Annotated in this window: 21 protein-coding genes; 9 read left to right on the top strand and 12 right to left on the bottom strand. The window is 44.9% G+C overall.

The features are described 5' to 3' along the window. Positions 1–119: 119 nt before the first annotated feature. The 9 genes from R7M72_RS01510 to R7M72_RS01470 form a co-directional block, all read right to left on the bottom strand. Positions 120–545 carry a bifunctional diaminohydroxyphosphoribosylaminopyrimidine deaminase/5-amino-6-(5-phosphoribosylamino)uracil reductase RibD gene (locus R7M72_RS01510; protein WP_005376542.1) on the bottom strand — a complete coding sequence of 142 codons (426 nt, stop codon included), beginning with the start codon at positions 543–545 and terminating at the stop codon, positions 120–122. A gap of 49 nt (positions 546–594) precedes the next feature. Further along, positions 595–1896, bottom strand: coding sequence for a BatD family protein (locus R7M72_RS01505; RefSeq protein WP_318055995.1), 1302 nt, complete (start codon positions 1894–1896; stop codon positions 595–597). Further along, positions 1893–3623 (bottom strand): vWA domain-containing protein, encoded by a 1731-nt coding sequence (locus R7M72_RS01500; RefSeq protein ID WP_213966174.1) that lies wholly within the window; start codon positions 3621–3623, stop codon positions 1893–1895. The genes R7M72_RS01505 and R7M72_RS01500 overlap by 4 nt, the downstream gene beginning before the upstream one ends. Further along, positions 3616–4686, bottom strand: a complete 1071-nt coding sequence (locus tag R7M72_RS01495) for a vWA domain-containing protein (RefSeq protein ID WP_104980600.1) — start codon at positions 4684–4686, stop codon at positions 3616–3618. Before R7M72_RS01495 ends, R7M72_RS01500 begins: the two co-directional genes overlap by 8 nt. Next, a complete protein-coding gene (locus R7M72_RS01490; RefSeq protein WP_054729304.1) occupies positions 4679–5257 on the bottom strand; it encodes a DUF4381 domain-containing protein in 579 nt (192 codons plus the stop codon). Before R7M72_RS01490 ends, R7M72_RS01495 begins: the two co-directional genes overlap by 8 nt. Continuing rightward, positions 5258–6220: a DUF58 domain-containing protein gene (locus R7M72_RS01485; RefSeq protein WP_132937204.1), complete on the bottom strand. Its 963-nt coding sequence runs from the start codon at positions 6218–6220 to the stop codon at positions 5258–5260. 12 nt (positions 6221–6232) lie between these two features. Then, entirely contained in the window at positions 6233–7216 is a 984-nt protein-coding gene (locus R7M72_RS01480) for an AAA family ATPase (RefSeq protein ID WP_005376549.1), read from the bottom strand. Positions 7217–7301: 85 nt separating this feature from the next. Further along, positions 7302–8603 (bottom strand): anaerobic sulfatase maturase, encoded by a 1302-nt coding sequence (locus tag R7M72_RS01475; protein WP_054576044.1) that lies wholly within the window; start codon positions 8601–8603, stop codon positions 7302–7304. A gap of 106 nt (positions 8604–8709) precedes the next feature. After that, the gene (locus tag R7M72_RS01470; RefSeq protein WP_054576045.1) at positions 8710–10236 is read right to left on the bottom strand and encodes an arylsulfatase; all 1527 of its coding nucleotides are present in this window, start codon (positions 10234–10236) and stop codon (positions 8710–8712) included. A gap of 141 nt (positions 10237–10377) precedes the next feature. Here R7M72_RS01470 and R7M72_RS01465 point away from each other — a divergent pair, with 141 nt between their 5' ends. Beyond that, complete coding sequence (locus R7M72_RS01465) at positions 10378–11235, top strand: LysR family transcriptional regulator (protein WP_025767859.1); 858 nt, start codon at positions 10378–10380, stop codon at positions 11233–11235. A gap of 134 nt (positions 11236–11369) precedes the next feature. Here the strand turns inward: R7M72_RS01465 and R7M72_RS01460 are convergent, their stop codons facing one another. Then, a complete protein-coding gene (locus R7M72_RS01460; RefSeq protein WP_005376560.1) occupies positions 11370–12917 on the bottom strand; it encodes an arylsulfatase in 1548 nt (515 codons plus the stop codon). Positions 12918–13223: 306 nt separating this feature from the next. Here R7M72_RS01460 and R7M72_RS01455 point away from each other — a divergent pair, with 306 nt between their 5' ends. The 3 genes from R7M72_RS01455 (at position 13224) to R7M72_RS01445 (ending at position 16255) form a co-directional block, all read left to right on the top strand. After that, positions 13224–13610, top strand: a complete 387-nt coding sequence (locus R7M72_RS01455) for a winged helix-turn-helix domain-containing protein (protein WP_005376561.1) — start codon at positions 13224–13226, stop codon at positions 13608–13610. 80 nt (positions 13611–13690) lie between these two features. Further along, positions 13691–16045, top strand: coding sequence for a fatty acid cis/trans isomerase (locus tag R7M72_RS01450; protein WP_318055994.1), 2355 nt, complete (start codon positions 13691–13693; stop codon positions 16043–16045). Positions 16046–16063: 18 nt separating this feature from the next. Further along, entirely contained in the window at positions 16064–16255 is a 192-nt protein-coding gene (locus tag R7M72_RS01445) for a hypothetical protein (RefSeq protein ID WP_005376565.1), read from the top strand. Between the two features lie 50 nt (positions 16256–16305). Here the strand turns inward: R7M72_RS01445 and torS are convergent, their stop codons facing one another. Next, entirely contained in the window at positions 16306–19269 is a 2964-nt protein-coding gene (gene torS, locus R7M72_RS01440; RefSeq protein WP_053307617.1) for a TMAO reductase system sensor histidine kinase/response regulator TorS, read from the bottom strand. 43 nt (positions 19270–19312) lie between these two features. Between torS and torT the strand changes: the two genes are divergently transcribed. Together torT and R7M72_RS01430 are read left to right on the top strand one after the other, a co-directional pair. Further along, complete coding sequence (torT, locus tag R7M72_RS01435) at positions 19313–20362, top strand: TMAO reductase system periplasmic protein TorT (protein WP_081051359.1); 1050 nt, start codon at positions 19313–19315, stop codon at positions 20360–20362. Positions 20363–20426: 64 nt separating this feature from the next. Beyond that, the gene (locus tag R7M72_RS01430) at positions 20427–20882 is read left to right on the top strand and encodes a methylglyoxal synthase (RefSeq protein ID WP_005376571.1); all 456 of its coding nucleotides are present in this window, start codon (positions 20427–20429) and stop codon (positions 20880–20882) included. A 77-nt stretch (positions 20883–20959) separates the two neighbouring features. On the opposite strand, the gene helD is transcribed toward R7M72_RS01430, so the two are convergent. Beyond that, positions 20960–23029 (bottom strand): DNA helicase IV, encoded by a 2070-nt coding sequence (gene helD / locus R7M72_RS01425; protein ID WP_005376572.1) that lies wholly within the window; start codon positions 23027–23029, stop codon positions 20960–20962. A gap of 324 nt (positions 23030–23353) precedes the next feature. Here helD and yccS point away from each other — a divergent pair, with 324 nt between their 5' ends. The 3 genes from yccS (at position 23354) to R7M72_RS01410 (ending at position 26311) form a co-directional block, all read left to right on the top strand. Beyond that, positions 23354–25507 carry a YccS family putative transporter gene (yccS, locus tag R7M72_RS01420; RefSeq protein ID WP_005376573.1) on the top strand — a complete coding sequence of 718 codons (2154 nt, stop codon included), beginning with the start codon at positions 23354–23356 and terminating at the stop codon, positions 25505–25507. A gap of 190 nt (positions 25508–25697) precedes the next feature. Then, positions 25698–25928, top strand: coding sequence for a hypothetical protein (locus tag R7M72_RS01415; protein ID WP_005376575.1), 231 nt, complete (start codon positions 25698–25700; stop codon positions 25926–25928). An 80-nt stretch (positions 25929–26008) separates the two neighbouring features. Next, positions 26009–26311 carry a hypothetical protein gene (locus R7M72_RS01410; RefSeq protein ID WP_170893184.1) on the top strand — a complete coding sequence of 101 codons (303 nt, stop codon included), beginning with the start codon at positions 26009–26011 and terminating at the stop codon, positions 26309–26311. Positions 26312–26368: the final 57 nt, after the last annotated feature.

Genomic DNA, 26368 nt, shown 5'->3' with positions numbered 1-26368 from the left:
CTTCACGTAGCCAAGTGCAATAAATGGGCGGTATCGCTTGTTTTAATAAGTTTTAACTCAATTTTGACGCACTTCATTCACCACATAAACTGGCACCATAGTGCAACGTAAAGCTTGACTTAGGCTTTGCCTAGGTAAGGGGTAAGAAACTCGCTGACTTCCTCGCCGCACAAACCCGTTTCTACCTCTATACCTGCTTGTTTTAGAATCTCAATACCTCGACCACTGTTGCGCGGGTCGGGGTCCAATATGGCTACGACGACTTTGCTTATGCCGGATTTGACTAATGTCACCGCGCAAGCTGGCGTGCGACCAACAAACGAACACGGTTCCAGCGTAACGTATGCCGTCACCGATTCTAACGAGCCTTGATACGCATTCAGCGCTTCCACTTCCGCGTGATTGCCACCAATCGCTTGAGTATGACCTTCAGAAACGATTTGATTGTCTTTCACTAACACGCAGCCAACCGGCGGGTTGGGTTGACATTCAGGAAGCGCATTTTTGGACACTTCCAATGCGCGGCGCATAAACTCTTGGCTCATTTGAACTCTATTCTTTAATAAAAACGAGGCGCTATATTAGCGCCCCGTTTTATTCATTGCCATCTCTTCCAATGACTTTGTCCAATTCTGGTAACGCTCGCGGAATACGGAATTTAAAGCGTTTTTGTTTGGTCTGGACTTTGCGCCACATCGACTTCAGTAAATGAGCGCTATTTTCACCATTTTGCATTCGCGACGCACTTTTTTGCCACGATTCACTCGTATCGGCTTTGGTCATTTCTAGCTCGGCCGTATTTAAACGCAATTGTTTGTACAATATGGTCCTTGCTTCAGACCAACGTTTAGCCTTTAACAAACGGTGGAACGTCAGCCATGCTGGTGTCGGTCTGTTGCGGTAGTAACGTTTAATGGCTACCAATGAAATAATCACAAAACCCAGCAACACAAGCGTGGAAACAATCCATTCAAAGTACGTTCTGATGAAGGACTTCAACGTGTGCTTCGCGGCAAAAGTTTTGCCCTCTAACATCACCGTTTCCACTTGCTGAGTCTTACTGTTCCACCAACGGAACTCATAATCCGGCAGGGTTAATTCACCACCTTGTTGAATCACGTACACGCTCTCTTCTGTGCGTGTTGACTGGTAATCACTACGTGTTTGCGTATCTGTCAAACGGTGGGGTTGAGGATACGCTTGATAACGGGTTGTTGATTCTCCTTTCAACAAGTCTGGTAGCAATACAGATAGTGAATCTTGAGCCGAAATGGTGATTTTACGCGTGATTGCATCCCCAACTTTGAGTGACTCAGTGGAGGTATCCCACTCTTGCTTTACCTCTACATCTGTTGCAGAAAACCAAGGTGTCTCACCACTCAGCAGGCCCGATGGCAATACGGTTTTGAACTTAATCGGCTGCGTGTAAAGTGTGCCTGACACCTTCTCGCCGTCCGGCGCCGACACCTGAACGCCCACTGCGACAGGTGGAATCACAAAATCACCAGAAGCTTGAGGATACAAAGTCACTTCCCAGCGTTGACGCGACCAAGTTTGTCCCTCTTTTTGCTCAGTAAAGTTGGTTGCTAGTTGATTACGCTGTTTGGCGATAACATTGGGTATTTCAATATTGCCAATTCTCGTACCACCCGTAAACCAACGCGGCGTTGCCACTTCGATGGTTAAAATAACTTGCTCATTGACGCTAAAACTTGGTGTTTTCCGCTTCTCTCCAGCCGTTGGTTGTTGACCAACCCACGCTTGTAACTCAACACCATGCTCTCGTTGAACGTCACGAATATCTTGAGCCAACACACTACTGCTCAGGAGGAAACCGAAACAGATAACTAACCACAAGGGTAAAGCAAAGTGCGTAAAACGGTGGCTTTTCATCATTGCACCGCCTCCTCTGTATTTTCGTTCGCAGTAGAGGTTGATTCTCCGGTTTCTATTGAACGCAATTGAATCTGAAACTTCGCATTTAAGAAGTATTTAGGATCCGCTTCGACTCGCTTTAACCATTTGTCGGCTAATTCTTGGCTACCTAAGATGTCGTCTGCACTTAACGTCTCTTTAATCATCAACTCCGCTGACGTTTTTTCATCCGCCCCTTCTGCGGTTTGAGGGTTATCGCCTAGCTCGGTTGATGCTTCTTGCTCCGTTCCTGCCTGACTCTCACTCATCCGGTTGATGTCCTCTACAATACCACCAATCACTTTCAAGTTATGCTCAACATCCGGTCTTAGCCTCTCGCTTAACGTTGGCTTGTTGGCTAGGGATTTTAACAAGTCACGTGCAGCCAAATATTCACGCTGACGCGCCAATGCACTCGCCGCATTATAAAGACCGTAATCTCGAACCTCTTCGGACGGGTCGTTTTGCATTTCCAAAAACGCACTGTGGGCGAGTTCAAACTCGCTAGCGTAGTAGTACGCCGTCCCTTTGCGTAATGGATCGACAAAGTGTTTCGCGGCTTCTAAATACGCTTGTTGGTTGAACAAACGCTGTCCTTGTTGATCTGGCGTTAGCCACAAATCCCACCACCATTGCGTCACCTTGTCGAAAGCCGTCACTTTTTGCACAACTTGTGGCTGCTCGGCTTTAACTGAAATGTTCTCGGCCAATGCACTTGTTGGCATCAATAATGTGCCGCTCACCATTACAATCACGCACCACTGCACTAACCACCCTTTTCTAAACCACAGCATCATGATCAGCGCGATTGGGAACAGAAGTTGATACCCCATGTCTTTCCAAGGCATTGAAGATTCGCCATTAAGCTGCATATTGCGCTCAACGTATCGATTCAGTTGCTCGATATCACTATTATCGACGGTCACTTCCACCAATCGACCGTTAGTCTGACTAGCCAGTTTTTGTAGAGAATCCAAATCCATTGGGTTGTTACTCACAATGTCAGCATTCCCTGCCGCAAGAATTAACAGTTGATAAGGTTTGCCCGAGAAATACGCTTGGTATTGCTCAATCGTGGCTGGATTAACGCCATCACTCACCAACAGAACGGTGGAGCCTGGTTGACCTTGCAATTGTTGGTCAATTAACGGCAATGCTTTTTCGGCAAGCTTACCTTGCACGGGCATAATTTCTGGCGTAATGGCCGCCAAAAACGGGTCAAATACTTTGCTGTCTTGAGTTATAGGCATCGCGACATGAGCACTGCCCGCGAACACGACTAAACCCGTTTTTCCGCCTTTTCGCACGGCTAGCAAATCGCGTATTTTCTGTTTGGAACGCTCAAGGCGGCTTGGTGGGAGATCTTTTTGCAGCATCGATTCGCTGTTATCAAGCACCACCAGCAGAGAGGCTTTATCTTCGCCAAAGGGGGAAGATTCACGTTGCCACGTTGGGCCTGCACAAATCACAATGGCGATGAACACAATCAGCATCAAGAGCTTAAGCGGCAGTTGCTTACGCCAGCCTCGCTCACCTATCGTCAAAGCATTGCGTAAATGTTCGGGCAGAATATCCTTCCAGCTTGGCTTGCTTTCTTCTCGCCAGCGTAACCACACCAAGAAAAACATGGGGACCAAAGCCAGTAACCACAGTGGTCGAATAAAATGAAACTGCGTAAAGAATTGCGTCCAACTAAGAGAATCAAACATCGCTCTCTCCTAATGATGATCGTGTAACAGCCCTTCTTTTAAGTGTTGCGACGCTGAACGCGAGCAAATGCATGATGACCACTAACGCCATCAAGTAATGATGAAGGCTTTGTTTTGGGCGGTATGTGGTGCTTTCGTAAAGTTGAGGTTCCAGTTTGCCAATTTCGTCGTAGGCAGCCGATAGTTCATCACGGTTGAGTGCTTCAAACGCTTCACCGCCGGATTCTTTCGCAATGCGATGAATCGTGTCCATATCCAACGCGGTTTCACCTATCGTTTCCGGATCGCCCATCGCAATGACGTGTACTCTCACGCCTTTGGCTTTCGCAACTTTCGCCGCATCAATCGGTTCAACAAAACTGCCCGTGTCGTTACCATCGGTTAATACAATCGCGACTTTTTCACGGTTTTGATCTTGTTCTAAAGCACCACGCGACTTATCGCTTTGCTCAAAAACTTTAATCGCTAAGCCAATCGCATCACCAAGATGGGTACTCTGCCCTGCCATTGCCACATCGGTTTGGTTAAGCAGTTCGAGCCACACTTTTTGGTCTGCGGTAAATGGCGTTTGCACGAAAGCAGCATCACCAAAAAGCACCAAGCCTAATCGGTCACCTTTACGAGACTGAACAAACTCCGACAGCACTTCTTTTGCCGCATCAAGACGAGAAATTTTTTCGCCTGTACGTGAGGTGAAATCTGGCTCGGCCATGGAGCCCGAAAGATCCACCACCACCATCACATCGCGGCCTAAACTCGCGCGAACTTGAGGCTCGCCTAACACGGTGGGTTTTGCCATCGCACACACCACCAAAAGCCATGAAAGAATTAACGTTGCTCGCTGCCACCAACTCGGGGTCAACTGGCTTGCACCTTCTGATGGCGTCTCGCCAATCGCTTCCACCAGCTGACTAAAAAACGGCACTTTGATCGCCATTTGCTTAGTGCGATATGCGGGCACCAAGTAGTACACCACCAACGGCAAGGGCAAAACCAGAAACCACATTGGGTGAGCAAATTCAAAACCAGACAAACCAGTTATCGATGCAAGAAGATCATTCATGTTGACCTCCCTGATGTGCTTTGCGTTTCAATCGTGGTGATTTATTTGCCGCGCTTTTTTGAGCATCACAACGGTGCTCACTCACCCAGTTTTTCGCACGAGCAATAAGCGTTACTCGCTCTTCGTTGGTTAGCGTAACGCTTGGGTCAACAATACTTTGTAGCCAGCACTTTGAAAGCTCATCGTTAAAAACCATTTGCGAGTTTGCTTGAGAATCTTCGGTTTGCGGATACAGCGCATCGAGCTTGCGCAGAAAGGCGGTATCAAACAATTTCGCGTTGCGGCTATCAATATGAATCAGCACTACTTTAAGCACAGAGAACAATACTTTTGGCATGTCTTTGTCGCTCGATTTGATTTGCGAAATCGCCAGTAGAGCTTCTTTTCGGTAACGATTATGCCACCATTGCCGAGCCAATCGATATACGACATACACCAATGCAATGAGCACAACCGCCGCTAAAATTTTCCAGCCAATAGTTTGCGGGTACCAACTCACGCTGGGTGGTACAGCCACATCATGCAGCTCTCTGAGTATGTAGGTACTCGGAGGCGTAGGAAGATCACTCATTTAACGCCCTCCTACCAGTTTTTGGAATTGTTTAATGTGCTCACCTGTCGTATCGAGTTCGATGTGCGGAAGGTGTTTCATCGCCATAAGTTGAGAGAGTGATTGACGCTGTAAGCTAGTTCGAGCCTCAAGCTTTGCGCTCGCAGCTTCTACCTTTGCTTTGCTGTCTAAATTGAGTTGATACTGCCCATCACCAACCACCCATTTCGATTTTGCCAAATCGTCTGGTAGCGCTTGTTCTAATGGGTCACTGACCATCACTGCAAGAACATCGTTGTGCTGTTGTAGCTGTTTAAGGTGATCAAGATGGTGCTCCTCGCAGTCGCTCCAGTCGCTGATAAAAATCAAAGTGGATTGCTTGAGCTTCATGCGTTTAATAAGCTCAATCCATTGACTGAACGTTGCTTTTTCGGAATTGCGGGAGTCCACATTGAGCGATTGATTGGCTTTAGCGAGACGTTTAAGTTGCGCCAGAAGATCGTTTTGCGAACGCTGTGCCTTGCTGTGAAACAACGCCTGCTGGGATGCGATGACAAAACCGACTCGGTCGCCATCTTTTAATACTCGCCACCCACACATCGCTGCGATCTCTGCCGCGACAACTGATTTCATTACTTGCGTCGAAGCAAAAAACATTGTGCTTCTCTGGTCGACACACACGATTACGTTGCGATCTTTTTCTTCTGTATAACTGCGTACATGCGGCTTACCCGTACGCATCGTAACTTTCCAATCAAGGTTACGAATATCGTCACCCAATTGGTAATGGCGCAGCTCTTCGAAGTTCAATCCACGACCGCGAAACAACGAATTGTGTCGGCCAGAGAGTACGCTACCCGCCTTTAGGTGAGGAAGTAAACTGAATGATTCTGCTTGTGCTTGCAGACGTACTAAACGAGCGTAATCGCAGTACAAACGGGGATCCATCCCCTGTGATTTTGGCGCAAGAGTTGGCTTAGCCATAATGCCTCCCACTTACCCAATTTCTACACAATCTAGCAGCTCTTGTACGACTCGTTGGTGATCGACTCCGTCTGCTAGTGCGTCGTAGGTCAAAGAAAAACGGTGGCCCAATACAGACGGAACCATGGCACGCACATCGTCAGGAGTCACATGGTCACGTCCTTGCATCCACGCATACGCACGAGCGCATTTGTCGAGTGCGATGGAAGCACGAGGACTAGAGCCAATCTCAATCCATTTTGCTAAGTTTGAATCGGCATAACGCTCTGGCTTACGAGTCGCCATCACTAACGCAACGATGTAGTTTTCCACTAGGTCCGATACCACGATGTTTGGTAACTGACGGCGCGCTTCTAGCACCACGTCTGGCTCAATGTGTTTTGGCGTAATAATTTCGCTGCTGGTTTCCGCACCCAATTCTTCACTGCGCACCAAACGAATGATGTCACGTTCGGCGTCATCTTCTGGATAATCGACGGTAACCTTCATGATAAAGCGGTCCATTTGCGCTTCTGGCAGTGGGTACGTGCCCTCTTGCTCTACTGGGTTTTGCGTTGCAAGCACCATAAATAAGTCCGGCAATACGTGAGTTTTATCGCCTACCGTGATTGTGCCTTCGGCCATGGCTTCAAGCAGTGCCGCTTGTACTTTGGCAGGTGCACGGTTGACCTCATCAGCAAGTACAATGCTGTTAAAAATGGGCCCAGGTTGAAAGTGGAGTTGCGGCTTACCATCCAGCTCTTGATAAACCTCAGTACCCGTCACGTCAGATGGTAAAAGATCCGGCGTAAACTGGATTCGACCAAAACTGGTGTTTAACAAGTTCGCCAAAGATTTTACGGAACGTGTTTTTGCCGTTCCCGGTAAACCTTCTAGCAGAATATGCCCATTTGTTAATAACCCGATGACTAAAGCTCGAACCACGTGGCTTTGTCCAATGACGCTTTTTTCTGTTTGTTCGATGAGTTCTTTTATCGCTTGTTGTGCGTGGTTCATAGGATACCTTTTCAATGGTTTAAGCCGTCTTTTCGATATTTAAGTATAAGAACAAATGAAATAACTTAAGGTTATATTCACTATGTTATCTTTGCGGTTCTTGAGATTGGAGAAGTTGTGCAAGACCAACCAACATCGGTAACGCATAATCAAAGAACATTTTGATTCCCGAACACAAATAGTTTAGACCACTCTCACCATTCGGCGTTTTGATCAAACGGTTTTTTGGGCACTCACCCCAACAATAAGGCAAGTAAGGGCATTGCTTACAATACGTCGGCAATGAATCGCGTTTTGCCATGCCAAAAGTATATTGTCTTGTAGAGAAGGCCATTTCATTCAGTGAGTGTTCATGAATGTTGGCGAGTTTGTATTCTGGATACACATAGTGGTCGCAACTGAACACGTCGCCATTGTGCTCAATCGCCAACCCTTTGCCACAAAACTCCGCCGTCACGCAAAGCTGAGACGGTTTCCCCATTACTTGCGCCACCGCGGTTTCAAACAGATTAACCAGCACACGGCCAAGATCGTTATTCACCCACTCTTCAAAGGTCGCCATTAAAAAGCGTCCCCAGTCTTCAGGATCGACTGACCAATCCGTTACAATCGACATTGGATGCCCCGGTTTAGCCAGAACACTGCCTTTGGTTGGGATCATCTGTTCGTTCCAAAACTGCGGCGCGGTTGTTTGGAAGTTGTTGGCTTCTACCACCGGCGCAAACTGAATATAAGTCACACCCAATTCTTGGGTTAAAAATCGATATACTTCGAGCGGGTATTTCGCATTGTGACGATTCACCGTGACCAACGCGTTGAATTTCACGCCATGCGCTTTGAGCTTATCTACCGCTTTCATCACGAGATCAAACGTTGGCTTACCGCTGCGGGTTTTGCGATATTTGTTGTGCAGCTCTCGTGGCCCATCAATCGACAAGCCAACTAGGAAGTTGTGCTCTTTTAAAAACGCACACCACTCATCGTTTAGCAAAATGCCGTTGGTCTGAAGGTCGTTTTCAATGCGAACGCCTTTCGGCTGATGTTTCTTTTGCAAAGCTACGACATTGCGGAAATAGTCCAACCCAAGCAGCGTCGGCTCCCCGCCCTGCCATGAGAATACAATTTCTTCGCCATCCTGACTTTCGATATAGCTTTTCACGAACGCTTCCAGTGTTGCGTCGTCCATTTTTGGCTGCTTTTCTTGGTGCAGTAGATTTTCTTTATGCAGATAAAAGCAGTACTGACAATCGATGTTGCACTTTGCTCCGCCTGGCTTTGCCATCACATGGAATCGACGGTCATACGCGCCCAGAACCGGCGCTTTAGACGCCGTTTTAAGGGGAACAATAGGCATAGTAGTAGAATGGCGAGGGGAAATCTTACTCATACGTTTCTCACTATTACATATACCCAAATAACCTCCTGAGCGCTGTACAGCAAAAGTGAAGCTATTTGGGTATATAGCGCTCCAAAAAGCGCTATATAATCTTAATTTACTTAGAAGACTTAGGTACGAACGAACCTGCTTCCATACGAGGAGGGAACTCTTTGAATGTACCCATCACCTCTTTCACTGTATCCATTGCTGGCATCATTAAGAATGAACGCTCGTACATCCAACGAGAATAACCCATGCCTTGATCGCCTCGTTCAAATGGATCAATGCTCAAGTCAAAGATCAGTGGCACACGAAGTTTAGTGAACGGCTTACGCCATACATCCATACCCGTTTCATTCTCTTGAATCATAAAGTGGAACTTGTACTTTCCTTGGCGCAATGCCACAAGATCGCCGTCGTCGCTCCAGTAAACGAACTCATTTCGTGCGGATTTGTCTGACTTACCCGTTAAGTATGGCAATTGGTTGTAACCGTCTAGGTGAACTTTGTAGTCCACATCGCCAACTTTTTTGCCTTTTAGTAATTCGTCTTTAACTTTGGTATCACCTGCCGCAGCAACTAGTGTCGGGAAAAAGTCCTCTAATGACATCATGCCGTTGAATGTTTTACCTGCCTCAATTTTTCCAGGCCATTTAATCAACATTGGCACACGGAAACTCCCTTCCCAGCCAGTGTTTTTCTCTGAGCGGAACGGTGTCATCCCAGCATCCGGCCACAAATCAACCATAGGGCCGTTGTCAGTGGTGTAAACAATGATTGTATTGTCATCCACACCTAACTCTTTGATCTTGTTAAGTAGCTGACCGATTTGGTCATCGTGCTGCTTAACACCATCCGCGTAGAAACCGGCACCTGTTTTACCTTGGTATTCTTCAGGAACATGTGTGAAGTTGTGCATGCGAGTGGTGTTAAACCAAGTAAAGAACGGCTTGTCCGCTTTTACTTGCTTTTCTATGAAGCTCTCTGCGGCATCAAGAAACTCACCATCGACATTTTCCATACGCTTACGCGTTAGTGGACCGGTATCTTCGATTTTGCCGTCAGCGTAAGAATGGATAACGCCACGAGGGCCAAATTTCTTCTTGAACTCCGGATCTTTAGGGTAATCCACGTTCTCTGGCTCTTCTTCTGCGTTCAAATGGTATAGGTTGCCGAAGAATTCATCAAAACCGTGGTTGGTAGGAAGATGCTCGTCTCGGTCACCTAAATGGTTCTTACCAAATTGTCCGGTTGCGTAACCCATTTGTTTAAGCACGGTTGCAATCGTCGGATCTTTTTCCGAGATACCTTCCGGAGCGCCTGGTAAGCCCACTTTTGATAGACCTGTACGTTTTGGCATTTGACCAGTGATGAATGAAGAACGGCCTGCTGTCGAGCTTTGCTGTGCGTAGAAGTTAGTGAACTTCGCACCTTCTTTAGCAATGCTATCGATGTTTGGCGTGTTGTACGCCATCATGCCTTGGTTATAGGTACTAAGGTTCCAGTAACCAACATCATCACCAAAGATGACAAGAATGTTGGGTTTGTCCGCTGCATGTGCAACTGCAGATGCAGCGCCTAATGCTAACGTACATGCGTTAAGTACGAGTTTTTTACTGCTCGTTTTGGTCGCATTTTTCATATTATCTCCAAGAGTTCGCTAGTGCGTAAAAAACGGTATTCGCTTTTCAATACCATTGTTGATATAAGATAAAGCACTAATTTCAGGCGATAAATGCAGTCAAAATTAGTTAACCTATAAATTAAATTTATGAGTGACGTTATGGACTTGAATTTGATCCAAACTTTTCTTGTTGTTGCGGAGTTTCAATCTTATACAAAAGCCGCGGAACAATTAGGGCTTACACAACCTGCTGTGAGCGCTGCAATAAAGCGTTTAGAGCAAGTCGTAGATAAGCAATTATTCGTTAAAAAAGGACGAGGTATCGCACTAACCTCCACCGCTTATCAATTACTGCCGCAATTCCAGCAAGCGGTTAATATTATTGACAATGCGATATCTGATAAAAATCATTTTGAAGTGTGTTGTTCGGAAATTTTGTTGCACATTATGGACCCAATAAAGAACACTATTTTTTATGAATCACCACCCGAAAAGTTCCTATTATTTGAGCTGTTAAGACAACAAAAAGTCGATCTAGTAATCGATACGGTGATCACGAAAGATGCAGCGTTTATTATTGAAGATGCCTATGAGGAAGAAGCCGTGGTTATCTGTCGTGAGAACCATCCCCGTGTACACGGCACGCTCACAAAAGAGCAATTTTATGAGGAAACTCACTGTTTATTTTCAGGAAAATGGAACAACATGTCGGGGTTCGAGCAACTAGCAAAGGAAACAATTCAAGAAAGAAAAGTCGACTTGATCACATCTTCGCTAGCAGGCATGGCGCTGTATGTCGCCCAAAGAGACAGTTTAGGGATCGTTTCTCAATCTTTTGCAAACAAGTGGAGCAAAGCGCTCAAACTTCAAATTTTGCCCTGCCCCATTTCGATACGCTCTATCCCTTACAAGTTCGTTTACCATAAGCGAGAGGTAAACAACCCAGCCCACATCGCTCTACGTGAAAAAATCAAAGCCAACTTAACGGCAGCCCACTACGAACCAATTTGTTTATAACTCTTGTCAATTGAAGCGTTAGGCGTTTTCGTCATCAAGCTTTCTACAAACCTGAATAGATAGAATTTTACAGATAAAAAAGAGGCTCACGTTAATGAGCCTCTTTCTATATGTGATACTTCACTTAGCTTTTCCTACTTATTTGGGTTCTCTTTTAGTTTCTCCATCACTTGATCGAGCGAGAAGCTTGCTGCTTTTTGCCTTGGTGGGAACTCTTTAAACGTTTCAAGGAATCTGCCTACGTAAGCTTGCGCAGGAACAAGCATGTAAGCACGGTCTAGCATCCAATCGTAGTAAGTGTTAGAAGTGATATCAGCCACTTCGTAAGGATCCATACGCAAGTTGAAGATCTTAGGAACACGAAGTGTGGTGAATGGTTCAGCCCAAATACGCAACGTGCCTTTTGCTCGTTGCTCCATAAAGACCAGCTTCCATTTGTTATAGCGAAGTGCAGTTAAGTCTCCATCATCTGAGAAGTAAAAAATTTCTTCTCGTGGGGCCTTATCCTCTTTACCAGTCAAATATGGTAGGAAGTTATAGCCGTCTAGGTGAACTTTGAATTTCTTACCATTCGCACTATAACCTTTGAGCAATTTCTCTTTGATATTGTCATCACCCGCGGCAGCAACAAACGTTGGCATCCAGTCCATGTGATGCATGATATCATTCGAAACAGAGCCAGCTTTAATTTTACCTGGCCAACGTACCATCGCAGGAACTCGGTACGCACCTTCCCAGTTGGTATTTTTCTCTCCACGGAATGGCGTTGTACCTGCATCTGGCCACGAGTTCATGTGTGGGCCATTATCGGTGGAGTAAAAGACGATTGTATTGTCTTTAATACCCAAATCATCCACTTTTTTCAGTAGCTGACCTACATGGTTATCATGCTCGACCATACCATCTGCATACTCGCTGATACCTGTTTTTCCAGAGTTCTCTTCTTTCACATGAGTACGGAAGTGCATACGAGTTGCGTTCCACCAGACAAAGAAAGGTTTTTCAGCCTTGACTGCACGATCCATAAAGTCGAGTGCCGCATCTAACGTCTCTTCATCCACGGTTTCCATGCGCTTGCGAGTTAGAGGTCCTGTATCTTCAATTTTGCCATCAGCGTACGAACGGATAACGCCGCGCGGACCGAACTTTTTACGAAACTCAGGATCTTTAGGATAATCGACGTTTTCTGGCTCCTCCTCGGCGTTCAAGTGATAAAGGTTGCCAAAAAATTCATCGAAGCCGTGATTAGTAGGAAGGTGCTCATCTTTATCACCTAAGTGGTTTTTACCAAATTGCCCTGTCATATAGCCCATCGGCTTCAGCATTTCGGCAATGGTTGCGTCCTCTTCCTTCAAGCCAAGATCAGCACCTGGAAGCCCCACTTTACTCAAACCTGTTCTAAGAACGGTTTGGCCCGTAATGAAAGTAGAACGGCCCGCTGTACAAGATTGCTCACCGTAATAGTCAGTGAACATCATGCCTTCTTTGGCGATACTGTCTATATTTGGTGTTTTGTACCCCATCAAGCCAAACGTGTAAGCACTGAGATTGGACTGGCCAATATCATCACCCCAAATGACGAGAATATTTGGTTTCTCTGCTGCGATACTGCTACTTGTCGCACCGATTAAAGCGGCGGCAAGAATCGCTAATCGGCGTTTAACGCCATATTTCGCTGTCATATAAACCTCTGTGTGTATTAGAAAAGTGCTTCCTGCAACAGAATGTATAGTTCACAAATAGCGGATAAGCGAATTTACTAAATGAGAATTCTTTCTATCTTTGCCTAACATTACATCGTTATTTGTAGCTAATACGCACTCCAATAGCACTTTAGTTCAGAGCGCCATCGCACCATTCATCACTACTGGTAATCTCAAGTATTAAGATTGTCTACGCATATCACAGTGCTCATAAAGTACCTGATTGCTTTTACATAAATATTAATGATAATACGTTTTACTACTATTAATAATTAAGGTACCCGTGTGCTTGACTCCAAGGTTTCAAATGGAAAAACTTCCCAATGCCAACACAACGGCGTTCACCATAATGATGAGGAGCTATTACTAGATAAGCGCACTCACTCTGTGGTACTCAATTACTTGCCAAACAAGAAATCTGTTCAGTTGACAAGCATTCAATTTAAGCTGCTGCAAACTCTCACTCACCATCAAGATCAAGTACTTAGTAAGCATTTTCTTTACGAAACAGTACTAAAACGTGAATTTACTGAACATGATCGAGCACTCGATATGCACATGAGCAGAATGAGAAAGCGTCTAGTTCACGAAGGCGTTCCAACAGACAGAATTCAGACAGTCCACCGCCAGGGTTACATTTTCAAGCGCTCAGACAATCAACAGAAAAATTAACGCTAATTGACCCAACTTTTGGTAATTGACCGCTTATTTTGCTTTAATTAATGTAAATTCTAATCACGTAAAATAACTCAATGAATTTGCGCTTAATTTTTACACTTTGCATTGCTACTTTGTTTGCCGGCTGTGCAACCTATGCTGGTCTTAACTATGATCAACTGTTTGGTCCACAGCTCGTGCGTGAACGCACTGTTGACGTAGAAACCCCTCAAGCAAACTTCTTCCAAAGCGAAGTTAAACCCATTATGGATAACCGCTGTGTCGTCTGCCACGCGTGCTACGATGCACCATGTCAGCTTAAGCTCTCTTCTGTTGAGGGCATTGACCGTGGTGCGAGTAAAGCACTGGTATATGAAGGAACAAGACTCACAGCCGCAGCACCAACACGCTTATTCGAAGATGCAGAAACAACCCAAGAGTGGCGCGATGCGGGTTTTCATCCGGTTCTCAACGAACGTGATCAAAGCATGGCAGCCAACATTGACGCAGGCCTTATCGCACGTTTGCTACAGCAAAAAGAGCGCCACCCATTGCCTGACCAAGTCCAGTTAGAAGGCTTTGACTTTTCGATAGACCGAGAGCAAACCTGTCCAACGATTGAAGAATACGAGCAATACGAAAAGGATAACCCAACCTGGGGCATGCCTTTTGGTATGCCAAACCTATCAAACAGTGAATACCACACACTCATGACTTGGTTGGAAAACGGCGCAATAATGAACGTTCACCGACCTGTTAGTGAGAAAGAGCAAGCGCAAATAGATAAGTACGAAGCATTACTTAACCACTCTGATTTGAAAAATCAGCTGATGGCGAGGTATATATATGAGCATTTATTTTTATCTCATCTCTACTTTTCGGAACTCGATGAAGATCCCCGATTCTTCACGCTCGTCCGCTCTGCTACACCACCAGGACAGTCCGTCAAACGTATTTCAACGCGTCGCCCGTACGATGATCCAGGGGTTGAACGTGTGTTTTATCGAATTATTCCAGAGCAAGGGACCATAGTAGATAAAACTCACATGCCATTCGCGTTAAACAAGCAACGCATAGAGAACTGGAAAACTTGGTTTATTGATGCTGATTACATGGTTAGTCAGCTACCGAGTTATGAACCAGAAGTTGCTGCAAACCCGATGACATCATTCATCGACCTTCCAGTGAAGTCGCGCTTTAAGTTCATGCTAGATAATGCACAAAATACAATAATGGCATACATCAAAGGCCCAGTTTGTCGTGGCCAACTGGCATTGAATGTTATCAATGATCGCTTTTGGGTGTTTTTCCTTGATCCAGATAAAGCAGACATCCCAGAAGTAAATGAGTTTTACCGATCTCAGGCTGATAACCTAAAACTACCGGCAGAACAAGAAAGTAACACGCTACCTGTTACCAACTGGGTCAAGTACGCGCGCCAGCAAGCTCGCTACCTAGAGGCTAAATCTGAGTTCACTAATAACTGGTTTAAAGAAGGTGAAAACCTATCCACCGATGTAATTTGGGACGGTAATGGCACCAACCATAATGCGGCATTAACGATATTCCGCCATTTTGATAGTGCTTCTGTTGTTCAAGGGTTAGTTGGTGAGCAGCCTAAAACAGTGTGGATTCTTGACTACGCGTTACTAGAGCGTATCCACTATTTGCTTGTTGCTGGGTTTGACGTTTACGGTAACTTCGGCCATCAGCTCATGACACGAATGTTTATGGACTTCTTGCGTCTAGAAGGCGAAAGTAACTTTATCTCGTTGTTACCCGCCGATATGCGCCATGAACTTCAATCTAGCTGGTATAAAGATCAAAGCCCGCAGTTGAGTGACTTTTTACAACGAAATGTGAAGCCGTTTAACCAACCAACCAGCGTTCAGTATAAGAGTGACGATCCAAAAACGGAGTTGGTGGAGTTGTTGAGAGAACATGTCTCAGATGTGCTTCTGCCTCGCTACGAAATTCAAGACACGGCTCTTTCTGCGAGTAGTGAAAAGCAACTAAAACGTATTGACCACGTTCGTGGTGAAGGCCTGAAAACCGTTCCGCAAATCACTATGCTTATGGTGAGAAGTAAATCAGGGGAAGATGAATTGTTCACCTTACTTCACAACAATGCACACACAAACATCTCTAGCTTGTTTGATGAAGAAAGTAACCGTGACTTTGCTAACGATGACATGACCATTGTACGCGGCGTTGTGGGAAGCTACCCTGCGGCATTTTTCTCGATCAACGAAAACCAAGTAAAAGATTTTGTCGATCAATTTAGTGCCATCCAAAACGAGTCCGATTACGTTAAGTTATTGGATAATTTTGCGATTCGTAGAAGCTCAGAAAAATTCTGGTCATTTAGCGATCGTTTACACAATTGGTACCGTACAAAACAACCGATCGAATTTGGATTACTTGACTATAATCGTTTTGAGAATCGATGATGATTTAAGGGGGTTCTCATGGGTATCCGAGATAACATTGCCGCTCTTGAACAACAGATTTACGTTGCTTGTTCTGAGGGAGACTACGAAACGGTCAATATGCTTGAGCATCAACTCGAATACTTGCGTGGCAAAGTGGAACATCCTTTTGATGATGACCCTTATGCCCTAGACACTCGATTCGAGTGGGAAGATGACATGACCGAATAGAAAAAACCTCCGGAAAGCCGGAGGTTTTTTTATTTTCAATGCTCGATGGATTACTTCGCCATTAACTCATCCAGAGCTTGAATTGATGCAGACACTTGAGAAACTAAATCATCTTTAGTCGCATTATAGGTATCTAAAGGTTGAGCCGCGGCTTCAATTGCTTGGCAAGCGTTCATTAATGCAGTTAGTCCTAAACTTCCCGCGCTGCCCTTTAATTTATGGGCAAGGTTCTTTACTTCTTTACTATCATTGTCCTCAGCAGACGCTTGCAGTTTGCTTAATACATCAGTGCTGGTGGATCTAAACAGATTAATAATGTGCAACATCTTATCTCTGCCCAAGATTTTCATATCGGACTCAATCACGCTCGGATTAATGATAACCACATCGGGTTCCTTTTTTTGGGGTGCTTGAACGACCTTTGATTGTAGCTCTTGTTCTTGAGGCGAAATTTGATCAAACGGGGTACAGTCGGCATTTTGTGGCAACAACAACGGCTTTCCGTCTAGCGCATCCTGAATCAATGCCGCGAGTGCCTCTTTTGCCAATGGCTTAGGCAAGTATCCGTCAAAACCAGCGGCTAGATAGCGCTCAACTTCTTCCGCAAAAACGTGCGCAGACACTGCAATCATTGGCGTGACGGCAAGCGCTTTATTGGCCGGCTTATCACACTCAATCCGCTTTAAGCGTTGGATCAACTCAGTTCCATCACAATCAGGGAGGTTGATGTCGACCAAAGCGATATCAAAATCTTGTGTGCTGATCAGTTGCTCTGCTTGTGAGCCGTTTTCTGCCATCACGACTTGATGCCCCATGCTTTCTAGAAAACCTTCCGCGACCACTCGGTTGACTTCATTATCTTCTACCAGCAAGACCTTTGCTTTCACTTTGCAACGTGCGGTTGCCACAGTTCCTGTTTCAACAGGTTCGCTTTCCTCTAACGGAATAGAGAACCAGAATCGGCTACCATTTCCCTCTTCGGAATCGACTTCTAAAACACCGCCCATCGCTTCAATGATTCGCTTACTGATGGCAAGTCCAAGCCCCGTGCCTCCAGTTTGGCTCATCCCACCTTCAGCTTGCGTGAAGGCATCAAACAACGTTCTCTGGTATTTTTTGGCAATTCCTATTCCAGTGTCTGATACTTCAAACAGGACTTGCGACTCGTCCTCAGGGTTCAGGCTAACGTAGATATCAATTTCTCCTTCGTCAGTGAACTTAATCGCGTTACCAACGAGATTGTTCAGCACCTGACTGATTCTGGTGACATCCCCTTTCCAGTAGCGACTAACATCACTTTCAATATGGTAGGAGAACAGCAGCTTCTTCTCTTGTGCTCGACTGTTCATTAACTGGAAAGTGTCCTCCACCATTTGGTGTAAATCGAAGCCCATGTGACGAATTTCTAAATGCCCCGCTTCAATCTTGGAGTAATCCAGTACATCATTAAGGATCGCGAGCAGCGTTTTACCACTACGATTAATGATTTCTGCATAACGCTTTTGAATTGGGTTGAGGCCTGAGTCAATCAACAAGCGTGCTGTCCCCAACACTCCGTTCATTGGCGTTCTTATCTCATGGCTCATCGTCGCTAAGAATGCCGATTTTGCTCGGCTCGCTTGCTCTGCTTGCTTGCGAGCTTTAGCGTGATTCAAAACCTCTTCATTCAAACGGCGGTTTGCTTGTTTTAACTGCGAAGTGCGCTGCTCAACGAGCTCTTCTAAATGCTCTTTATGCTCCTCAAGCTCTCGCTTGGCTTGAGCTTCACCCTCTGCTACCACTTTTAGTGCTTGCGCGGTATTACGAGCCGTGATGATGGCCTGCCCCATATGCGCCAACTCATCTTTGCCTTTCACTTCCAACTCAACCGCTAAGTTACCCTGCGCCACAGACAGCAACGCAGCGGAATATTCAGCTAACCGCTTCACAACAGAAAGGTACACCACACGCCATAAAATCAGCACCAATACAATCAAACCAACAATTGAAATAACGGTTAAAGACCACTGAGCGAATTTCAGTGTGCTGGTCAATTGGTCTACAGCGACGGTAGTGGTTTTGTTTGAATCATCAACCAATTTGTTGACCGTGCCATTAAGCTCTGAGAACAACTCTAATGTCTTTTGCATCAGTTGTTGTGACTGTTCGTTATTCTCGTATTGCTGCATCAGTATAGAAAATACGACCTGACGCTTACCAAGCTCTATGAGCAGTTGGCTCATTTGCTTAGAGCGCGTAGGATCTTCCACAGCGAGTACACGGCGTTGCATGATTTTGAGGTTGCTATCGAAATCACTTTGAACCTGTTGAATTCGCTCAATATTCGTTAATGTCCGAGCCTCTTCAATCTGATTCAACATTTTAAAGGCCAACAAGTGCAGTTCATGTAATCGCTCAGTCAGATCAAGATCGACCTCCACCAGTGCATCTAGCGCCTGATAAACTTGCGATTTTTTATTCGATTCTAATAAGTCATAAATATGCGTGACGTTAGCAACAGCAATGGTGCTTGTATTCTGAACTTGCGTACGAGTTAGTTGTTCTAGCTCTTCACTGAGCAGACGCATTTCTTCAACACGAGTATCTATCTCTTTTGCAAGCCACAGCTTTTTTTCAACCGAAACACCGAGTTCTGCCAAATTGTCGATAACGTTCTGGACGTTATTCTCTAAAGCTTCTAACAATTGAGAATCGAACGACTCACTCCCGAGCTCCTTGATGTGAGTGAGTAAAGACTCGAGCTGTTCGAACAGCACTCGCCCTGACTCCTTTCTTTCCTGCTCGTTTCTTGCGTTCGACAACATTTGTACAGACGAAATAATACGAGTACTCAACTCAGAGACTTGCCTCGCCTCAATCATGGCGGGAATCGCAGAATCCACGACATTTCTTTCGGTTTTGGCAACCAAAGAAAATCCAGACACACCAATAAGTGCCGATAACATGACCAGTATTGCCATCGCAATGAAAGACAACAAAAGTTTACGACCGATGCTTGCAGTTGCTAGCAGCATATTTTCATGACCTTAATGTTCGTGTTCAGCGACATATTACGTTATATTTTGCAGTGTTTACTTAATCTATGCCAACGAACTTCATTTCATGGTTAAAAATCAACACGCATTTCGCACATTTTTCAAACATTCTGCAGCCACTTTAACCCTCGTTGCTTCTTTGCCAGCGGTTGCCGCAGAGAAAATATGTGCAATATACCCTCACCTAAAGGATTCATACTGGTTGTCAGTAAACTATGGAATGGTGTCCGAAGCGAAAAGAGAAGGTGTCGAGCTACGAGTTCTTGAAGCGGGCGGCTACCCAAACAAAACCCGTCAAGAACAACAACTCGCACTGTGTAACCAATGGGGAGCAGATGCCGTTATCCTTGGGACCGTGGACCCACAGGCTTACGAGCATTCACTTAAAAATTGGGTAGGGAATACTCCCGTTTTTGCTACTGTGAACCAACTCGACTTGGATGAAGAACAAAGTGAGTTGCTAAAAGGGACTGTCGGTGTTGACTGGCATTGGATGGGATACGAAGCGGGTCAATATTTGGCAGCTCGCCATCCAAAGGGGTCAGGAAAAACCAACATTGCCTTACTTTTGGGGCCGCGAACTCGTGGTGGTACGAAACCCGTTACTGCCGGATTCTATGAAGCGATACAAGGAAGTGATATCAACATTGTTGACTCATTTTGGGCAGACAACGACAAGGAGTTACAACGTAACCTAGTTCAACGTGTGATCGATATGGGAAATATAGATTACATTGTTGGCAGTGCAGTGGCGATTGAAGCGGCCATCAGTGAGCTGCGCAGTGCCGGCAAAGCTGAGGAGATCGGTCTAGTTTCTGTGTACTTAAGTCATGGTGTATATCGAGGCCTGTTACGTAACAAAGTGCTCTTCGCACCAACAGATAAAATGGTGCAGCAAGGTCGGCTTTCCATGATGCAAGCAACGCATTACTTAAGAGGTAAAACGTATGACAAACATGCCTCACCAACCATCAAACCACTGACTCCGAAGACGCTTCATGACGACACGATCGAAGAATCGTTATCTCCGTCAGAATATAGGCCGACATTCCGTGTTAAGGCTGTTGATTGAAAGACCAAAAACGTGTTCTATTGAGTCACAACAATTTTAAAATCATACAAACGGAAACATCTTGATGCAAAAAACCATTCGTACCATGCCAACCCATAAACATGTGGCTTTGGTTGCTCACGACAACTGCAAACCTGAGCTACTTCGCTGGGTAAAAGAAAACAAAGAAAAGCTACAGAGTCACTTCCTTTACGCAACTGGCACGACAGGACACATGCTAAGTAAAGAAACTGGACTTGCGATCAAGAGCATGATCAGTGGTCCGATGGGCGGTGATCAACAACTAGGCGCTCTTATTTCAGAAGGCAAAATCGACGTTCTCGTTTTCTTTTGGGATCCACTGAATGCCGTACCTCACGACCCAGACGTTAAAGCGCTTCTTCGTATTGCTAGTGTTTGGAATATTCCTGTAGCAACGAACCGAGCCACCGCTAAGTTCCTGTTTAACTCCCCTCTTCTTGAGCAAGAAGTAGACATCGAAGTGCCGGATTACGAAGCCTATCTTGCTGAGCGCATGTAAGCTTTGATGCTAACCAAATAAAGCAAAGGCGATACCAAGTATCGCCTTTACTGTTTTTAACATTCTAAACGTTGCATTTAACGAGAAGTCACGATGGGATAGTCACCATTAACGAGCTCTTGAACGAATGCAGATCCCGCACCAGTATGGGTAATCCAAACCTTCTCTTTCGCACGTGTAATCGCCACGTAAAATAGCCTGCGCTCTTCTGCGTAAGGGAATTTGTCTTTGGACTCCGTCAACGCACCATCAATGTGAATTTGCTTCTTCTTAGCGGGGAATTGCCCCTCATCCACAGAAAGAATAATCACAAAGTCAGCTTCGCGTCCTTTACTCGCATGGCAAGTCATAAAGCGAATATCGAGATTAGGGAAACGTCGCAACCAATCGTCGAACAAATCGGGCTTATGATAATGGTTACGTCCTAGCAATAAAACTGACTTGGTTTGCTTGGCTTGTTGATTCAAGTGGTCCAAGATCTTTTCCACTTGATTGCTCGGCGCGGTATGTACGCTCTTCTGCTTGCGTTGTTTGTGGCTGTTTAGTGTTTTCGGCAACTGCGATGGGTTTTGCTGCACGAATGTATTCGCTACATCACCAATCTGATTGTTGAAACGATAAGTTGTATCTAAGTGATGAACGGTTGAGTGAGCAAAGCGTTCTTTAAAACCAGTGATAAGATCGACATCCGCTCCTGCAAACTGATAGATCGCTTGCCAATCGTCGCCAACAGCAAATAACGTGGCACCTGCTTGTTTCTGAGTGGATTCACACAGTGCTTCAATCAATGCCAGACGATCTGGAGAGATATCTTGATACTCATCGACCATAATAAAGCGCCATGGCGAGACAAACTTCCCTTTATTCACATAATCTGTCGCACGACTGATCATGGTTGGGAAATCCACTTGGTTGCTTTCTTTAAGCATTTTCTGCCACGCTGTAAAACATGGCCAGCATAAGGCGAGTTCACTATTTAAACGCGTATAGTCTTGGTGGTTTACGAGCTTTTCTTGTACTTGCTTTTTGGTCAAGCCCACCGCCGCTAAATGAGACAGCTGCGAATCTAGCCAAGCGATCAGTTTTGGATTTTCTGAATGGCTTCCTAACTCATCATCCCCTTTTAGGTACGCAATCGGCCATTTGTCTAAATGTTTTTGCCAACGTTTAAAGTTGGTGGGTGTCATCCAATGTTTTTTCAACCAGTCTACACACCATGCTGTTCGTTGATTTTCGTCCAACGCTAAAGGACTAATTTCGACAGGTTGCTGTTCGACTTGTTTAAGAATATACAAACCCAACTGATGGAATGTGTTTACGCGCACACCGTCTGCCGCCATGCCCACTTTATCTACTAAGCGTTCTTTCATTTCAGTCGCCGCATCACGACCGAACGCTAACATGAGAAGCTCTTCTGCTTGAGCTTGATGGCTTTGCAACAAATAGGCAACTCGTGCGGTTAAAACGCTGGTTTTGCCCGAGCCGGCCCCAGCAAGAACTAAGTTGTGGTCGTCGTTGAGCAATACCGCATATTGCTGGGATAAATTCAAAGGAGAGGATTCAATTTGATTAAACAGCACTTCCCAATTTGGACGTTCTGCTTCTAGCCAATCGCGATTACGCTCACCAAGCGCCTCAGAGGTATCAATGAGCCAAGGCTCTATTTGCGACATACGATTCGGCATTCGCATTTTGGCTTCTTCTAGGGTGGTTTTCATCTCGCTTAACTCTTGGTTAAGGCTTTCAACCCAGGAGACCACTTGAGAATGCGATAAGTAAGCAGGCAAGTGCTTTAGTTTGTAAAGCTCTTCTTCCCACTTAGGTAGATACTCAGCCAGTTTTCGGCACTGAGTGTTGTGCCACTCTTGATATTGACGAACGGCCTCAAGCGCGAACTTTCGGCATTGTGGCCACGGTAAACCTTGGACTAGCCAGCTTTGTTGTTTGCCTTCGTGTTCATGAGCAAAAAACTGTAAAGAGCTCCATAATAACCCACGCTTTACGCTAACTTTGCCATTCCAGATCGTAAAAGGAATATGTTCTTCACTGCCTATCGAGCTTAATAAAACACTGTTCTCTTTTATTTCGACGTGATGGTACTCATTTTGAATAAAAAACTGTGCTTTGCTAGTGGCAGTAAGCTGCATGAAACGTGCGCCTTTTAGTTTAGAAGTTGTCGATTTATATCATTTTAAGGCGCTAAATTGTAGCAACGGCGAGCACCTAAGTAAGCTTCTTCTTCTATTCTTTAATAAAATTCACATTACTGTCGATTTAATAACCTAAAGCTGAGGTTATTTGAAGCTGGCTTTACAATCCTCAATACATGACCTGGCAGTTTTAATATAAGTCAATGACATCCCTGCTGATTTTATCAGCAACCACGAATTTTTCTTAAAGTAAATCATAAACGCGCTATAGTGGGTCTGGTAGTATTCCCCCTGTTCTTCATCGGAAACATAAGGCGCATTGTGCAAGCAACTTCTAAATTTCGGCTATATTGGGCAAACAAGACGATAAATTACAGCGTTCTTATCCTTATTACCTTACTGGGTGTGGTTATCCCAACTTGGTACTTCGAGCAAAACACGCTGATAACGCCATTAATATTAGGCGTTATTGCTGCTGCTTTGGCTGAAAGTGATGACAGTTTCACTGGACGCATCAAGGCTCTGATTCTCACCTTTCTCTGTTTTGCGCTTGCTGCTTTTTCAATTGAAATCTTGTTCGATACCCCTTGGGCTTTTGCGTTGGGATTATTTATTTCAACCTTCGGCTTCATCATTCTTGGGGCGATAGGTCCTAAGTACGCGAGTATTGCTTTTGGTTCGTTGCTGATCGCTATTTATACTATGCTTGGCGCACATGAAAGCACCAACATTTGGTTTCAGCCACTACTGCTTTTAACCGGTGCCGCTTGGTATTACTTCATGTCCATGATTTGGCAGATATTTTGGCCCCTTCAACCGGTGCAACAAAGCTTAGCCAATGTGTTCTTCCAAATGGCGAATTATCTTGATGCGAAAGCCAAGCTTTTTCATCCTGTGACCAACTTGACGCCACAACCACTACGGATTGAAGCTGCAAAATGCAATGCTGCCACGGTTACGGCACTAAACGCTTGTAAAACCACATTACTTAACCGATCGAAACGGGGTCACATTGATGGGCCTAGTGACCGATTTTTAAATATTTATTTCATCGCTCAAGACATTCACGAACGCGTCAGTTCTAGCCATTATCGCTATCAGGATTTAGCGACCGAATTTGAACGTTCTGATGTGCTGTTTCGTTTTAAATATCTTTTGGAGTCTCAAGCCCAAGCGTGTCGTGATATTGCACTAGCCATTCAGCTAGGAAATGAATATTCCCATACCGATCAATCTATTCTGGCATTAGCTGAAGTACAAAACTCTCTTGCTTATCTAGAAGAACAAAAGCAAGGGCACTGGAAACGTCTTCTGATGCAGTTAACATATTTATTCAATAACTTAGCGACGGTAGAAAAACAGCTTAATAACATTAACAACCCAGATGTTGAAGGCCTCGAAGAAGATACCCTCGCCGATACCAACCCACACACGCTAAAGGCGATGTGGCAGCGTATATCAGCAAATTTACACAAAGATTCGATGCTGTTTCGGCATGCATTACGTATGTCAATTGCCTTAACGATTGGCTATGGAATCATTCAAATATTCAACATCGACCGAGGTTACTGGATACTCTTAACCACTTTATTCGTATGCCAACCGAACTACAGTGCCACTCGCCAAAAATTGACGGCGCGAGTAATAGGTACATTAGCTGGTTTGTTGATTGGTGTACCATTGCTGACTTTTTTCCCTTCTCAAGAAAGCCAGTTAGTATTTATCGTTATCTCTGGTGTGATGTTTTTCGCCTTCCGGATGAACAACTATGGGTACGCGACTGGTTTTATTACACTGCTCGTCCTCTTCTTATTTAATCAACTAGGTGAAGGTTACGCAGTTGTCCTTCCTCGACTAGCAGATACCCTCATCGGGTGTGTACTTGCAGTAGGAGCTGTATTAGTTATTTTGCCCGACTGGCAGTCGAGAAGGCTTCACAAAGTTATGTCGGATGCGATAGAGGCGAACAAGCAGTATCTCGATCAGATCATTGGTCAGTATAGAATCGGCAAGAAAGACAATTTGAGTTACCGTATCGCTCGCCGCCAGGCCCACAATAATGATGCCTCACTCTCTTCTGCGATTAGTACGATGCTGGCGGAGCCTGGCAAATATCGCGCAGCTGTTGATGAAAGTTTTCGCTTCCTAACGTTAAATCACGCAATGTTGAACTATATTTCTGCATTAGGCGCGCACAGAACTCGCATCGAAGATGAGTCAATTCATAAACTCGTTTTAGATGCTCACCGTTGTATTCATCAGCATCTGGATGTACTTCATAAACAGCTTCACCAGCATTGTGAGGAGTGTGACCTATCTAATATTGATGATGCTGGACTCGAGCAACGCTTAAACGAATGGCGCGATGAAGACGACAGCTCTGCCCGCATGGTATTGCAGCAACTTCATCTTATCTATCGCATGCTCCCAGAGCTTCATTCACTTGCTAGCAAGTTTGCCGTCAGAGTAAGTTAGTAACATTCAAACCATATGTAAGAGGGAAGCGCTATATCGCTTCCCTTTTTTCTTTTTACGTTTCCACCTACCCCAAAGTGGGTAATTATGTACCTTCTTAGGAAAAATCTGACGTATCACTTAACACACCTTGACAATATTCGGACAAAAAGCAATCGATCAAATTCTAATCTATTTTGGTTGAATAAATATGTTGTATCCAAAGGATGAAGAATTTCGGGCAACGACGGATAAACCGAATCACGACGAAGGTATTGAGATGAACGCACAACAATTTAATGAACTTAAACAAAAGCTCAGTGATTTAACGGCAAGTCAGTTAAAGTCATTACAAGGTGAGATCAGCGTGAAACTAAATAAAGCGCAAAAACCGGTTCTATCTGGTGAAGAAAGAGAAATGCTTGCCAAACTGTTTGCCTAATCAAGTCATTGATATAAAACACTTGAACGTTTTATAAACTCCACCTATGCTCTCACTATCATAATGTTGGGAGTAGTGATATGCCTGTATCGGGAATTCAATCTGGACACCACATCGTTCAGATGTCACAACAAATGACCGAGAAAGCTGCACATGGCATTAGCAATAATGTAAGTAAGGTAAAAGAAGAGCTTTCTGATCACAACATCGATTTAGCTGCGGTTGCGGATGTCGCAATAACAGCCTCAACACCTAGCCTTCCCTCTCAAAAAGTTGAATCTCTCATCAACCTAGCACAAGCCGCTGGTTATAACCGAGTTGGCGCGTCTGTCATAGAGAAAAACAATGAAATCATTGGCAGCTTGCTAGACATCCACGTTTAGGCGATTTAACGTCAAATTATCGCTATTTTAATTTCCAACTATCACTATAACGTCGTA

It is taken from the genome of Vibrio sp. YT-18, from assembly GCF_033337345.1.
Classification (GTDB): Bacteria; Pseudomonadota; Gammaproteobacteria; order Enterobacterales; family Vibrionaceae; genus Vibrio; species Vibrio alginolyticus.
Note: the sequence above shows the minus strand (reverse complement) of the source record. Positions and strands in the feature narration are given on the sequence as shown.

What these genes read in the sequence shown, in the direction of transcription:
- R7M72_RS01510 (WP_005376542.1), bottom strand. Translation starts at nt 545, where the DNA reads ATGAGCCAAGAGTTTATGCGCCGCGCATTGGAAGTGTCCAAAAATGCG.
- R7M72_RS01505 (WP_318055995.1), bottom strand. Translation starts at nt 1,896, where the DNA reads ATGATGAAAAGCCACCGTTTTACGCACTTTGCTTTACCCTTGTGGTTA.
- R7M72_RS01500 (WP_213966174.1), bottom strand. Translation starts at nt 3,623, where the DNA reads ATGTTTGATTCTCTTAGTTGGACGCAATTCTTTACGCAGTTTCATTTT.
- R7M72_RS01495 (WP_104980600.1), bottom strand. Translation starts at nt 4,686, where the DNA reads ATGAATGATCTTCTTGCATCGATAACTGGTTTGTCTGGTTTTGAATTT.
- R7M72_RS01490 (WP_054729304.1), bottom strand. Translation starts at nt 5,257, where the DNA reads ATGAGTGATCTTCCTACGCCTCCGAGTACCTACATACTCAGAGAGCTG.
- R7M72_RS01485 (WP_132937204.1), bottom strand. Translation starts at nt 6,220, where the DNA reads ATGGCTAAGCCAACTCTTGCGCCAAAATCACAGGGGATGGATCCCCGT.
- R7M72_RS01480 (WP_005376549.1), bottom strand. Translation starts at nt 7,216, where the DNA reads ATGAACCACGCACAACAAGCGATAAAAGAACTCATCGAACAAACAGAA.
- R7M72_RS01475 (WP_054576044.1), bottom strand. Translation starts at nt 8,603, where the DNA reads ATGAGTAAGATTTCCCCTCGCCATTCTACTACTATGCCTATTGTTCCC.
- R7M72_RS01470 (WP_054576045.1), bottom strand. Translation starts at nt 10,236, where the DNA reads ATGAAAAATGCGACCAAAACGAGCAGTAAAAAACTCGTACTTAACGCA.
- R7M72_RS01465 (WP_025767859.1), top strand. Translation starts at nt 10,378, where the DNA reads ATGGACTTGAATTTGATCCAAACTTTTCTTGTTGTTGCGGAGTTTCAA.
- R7M72_RS01460 (WP_005376560.1), bottom strand. Translation starts at nt 12,917, where the DNA reads ATGACAGCGAAATATGGCGTTAAACGCCGATTAGCGATTCTTGCCGCC.
- R7M72_RS01450 (WP_318055994.1), top strand. Translation starts at nt 13,691, where the DNA reads ATGAATTTGCGCTTAATTTTTACACTTTGCATTGCTACTTTGTTTGCC.
- R7M72_RS01445 (WP_005376565.1), top strand. Translation starts at nt 16,064, where the DNA reads ATGGGTATCCGAGATAACATTGCCGCTCTTGAACAACAGATTTACGTT.
- torS (WP_053307617.1), bottom strand. Translation starts at nt 19,269, where the DNA reads ATGCTGCTAGCAACTGCAAGCATCGGTCGTAAACTTTTGTTGTCTTTC.
- R7M72_RS01430 (WP_005376571.1), top strand. Translation starts at nt 20,427, where the DNA reads ATGCAAAAAACCATTCGTACCATGCCAACCCATAAACATGTGGCTTTG.
- helD (WP_005376572.1), bottom strand. Translation starts at nt 23,029, where the DNA reads ATGCAGCTTACTGCCACTAGCAAAGCACAGTTTTTTATTCAAAATGAG.
- R7M72_RS01415 (WP_005376575.1), top strand. Translation starts at nt 25,698, where the DNA reads ATGTTGTATCCAAAGGATGAAGAATTTCGGGCAACGACGGATAAACCG.
- R7M72_RS01410 (WP_170893184.1), top strand. Translation starts at nt 26,009, where the DNA reads ATGCCTGTATCGGGAATTCAATCTGGACACCACATCGTTCAGATGTCA.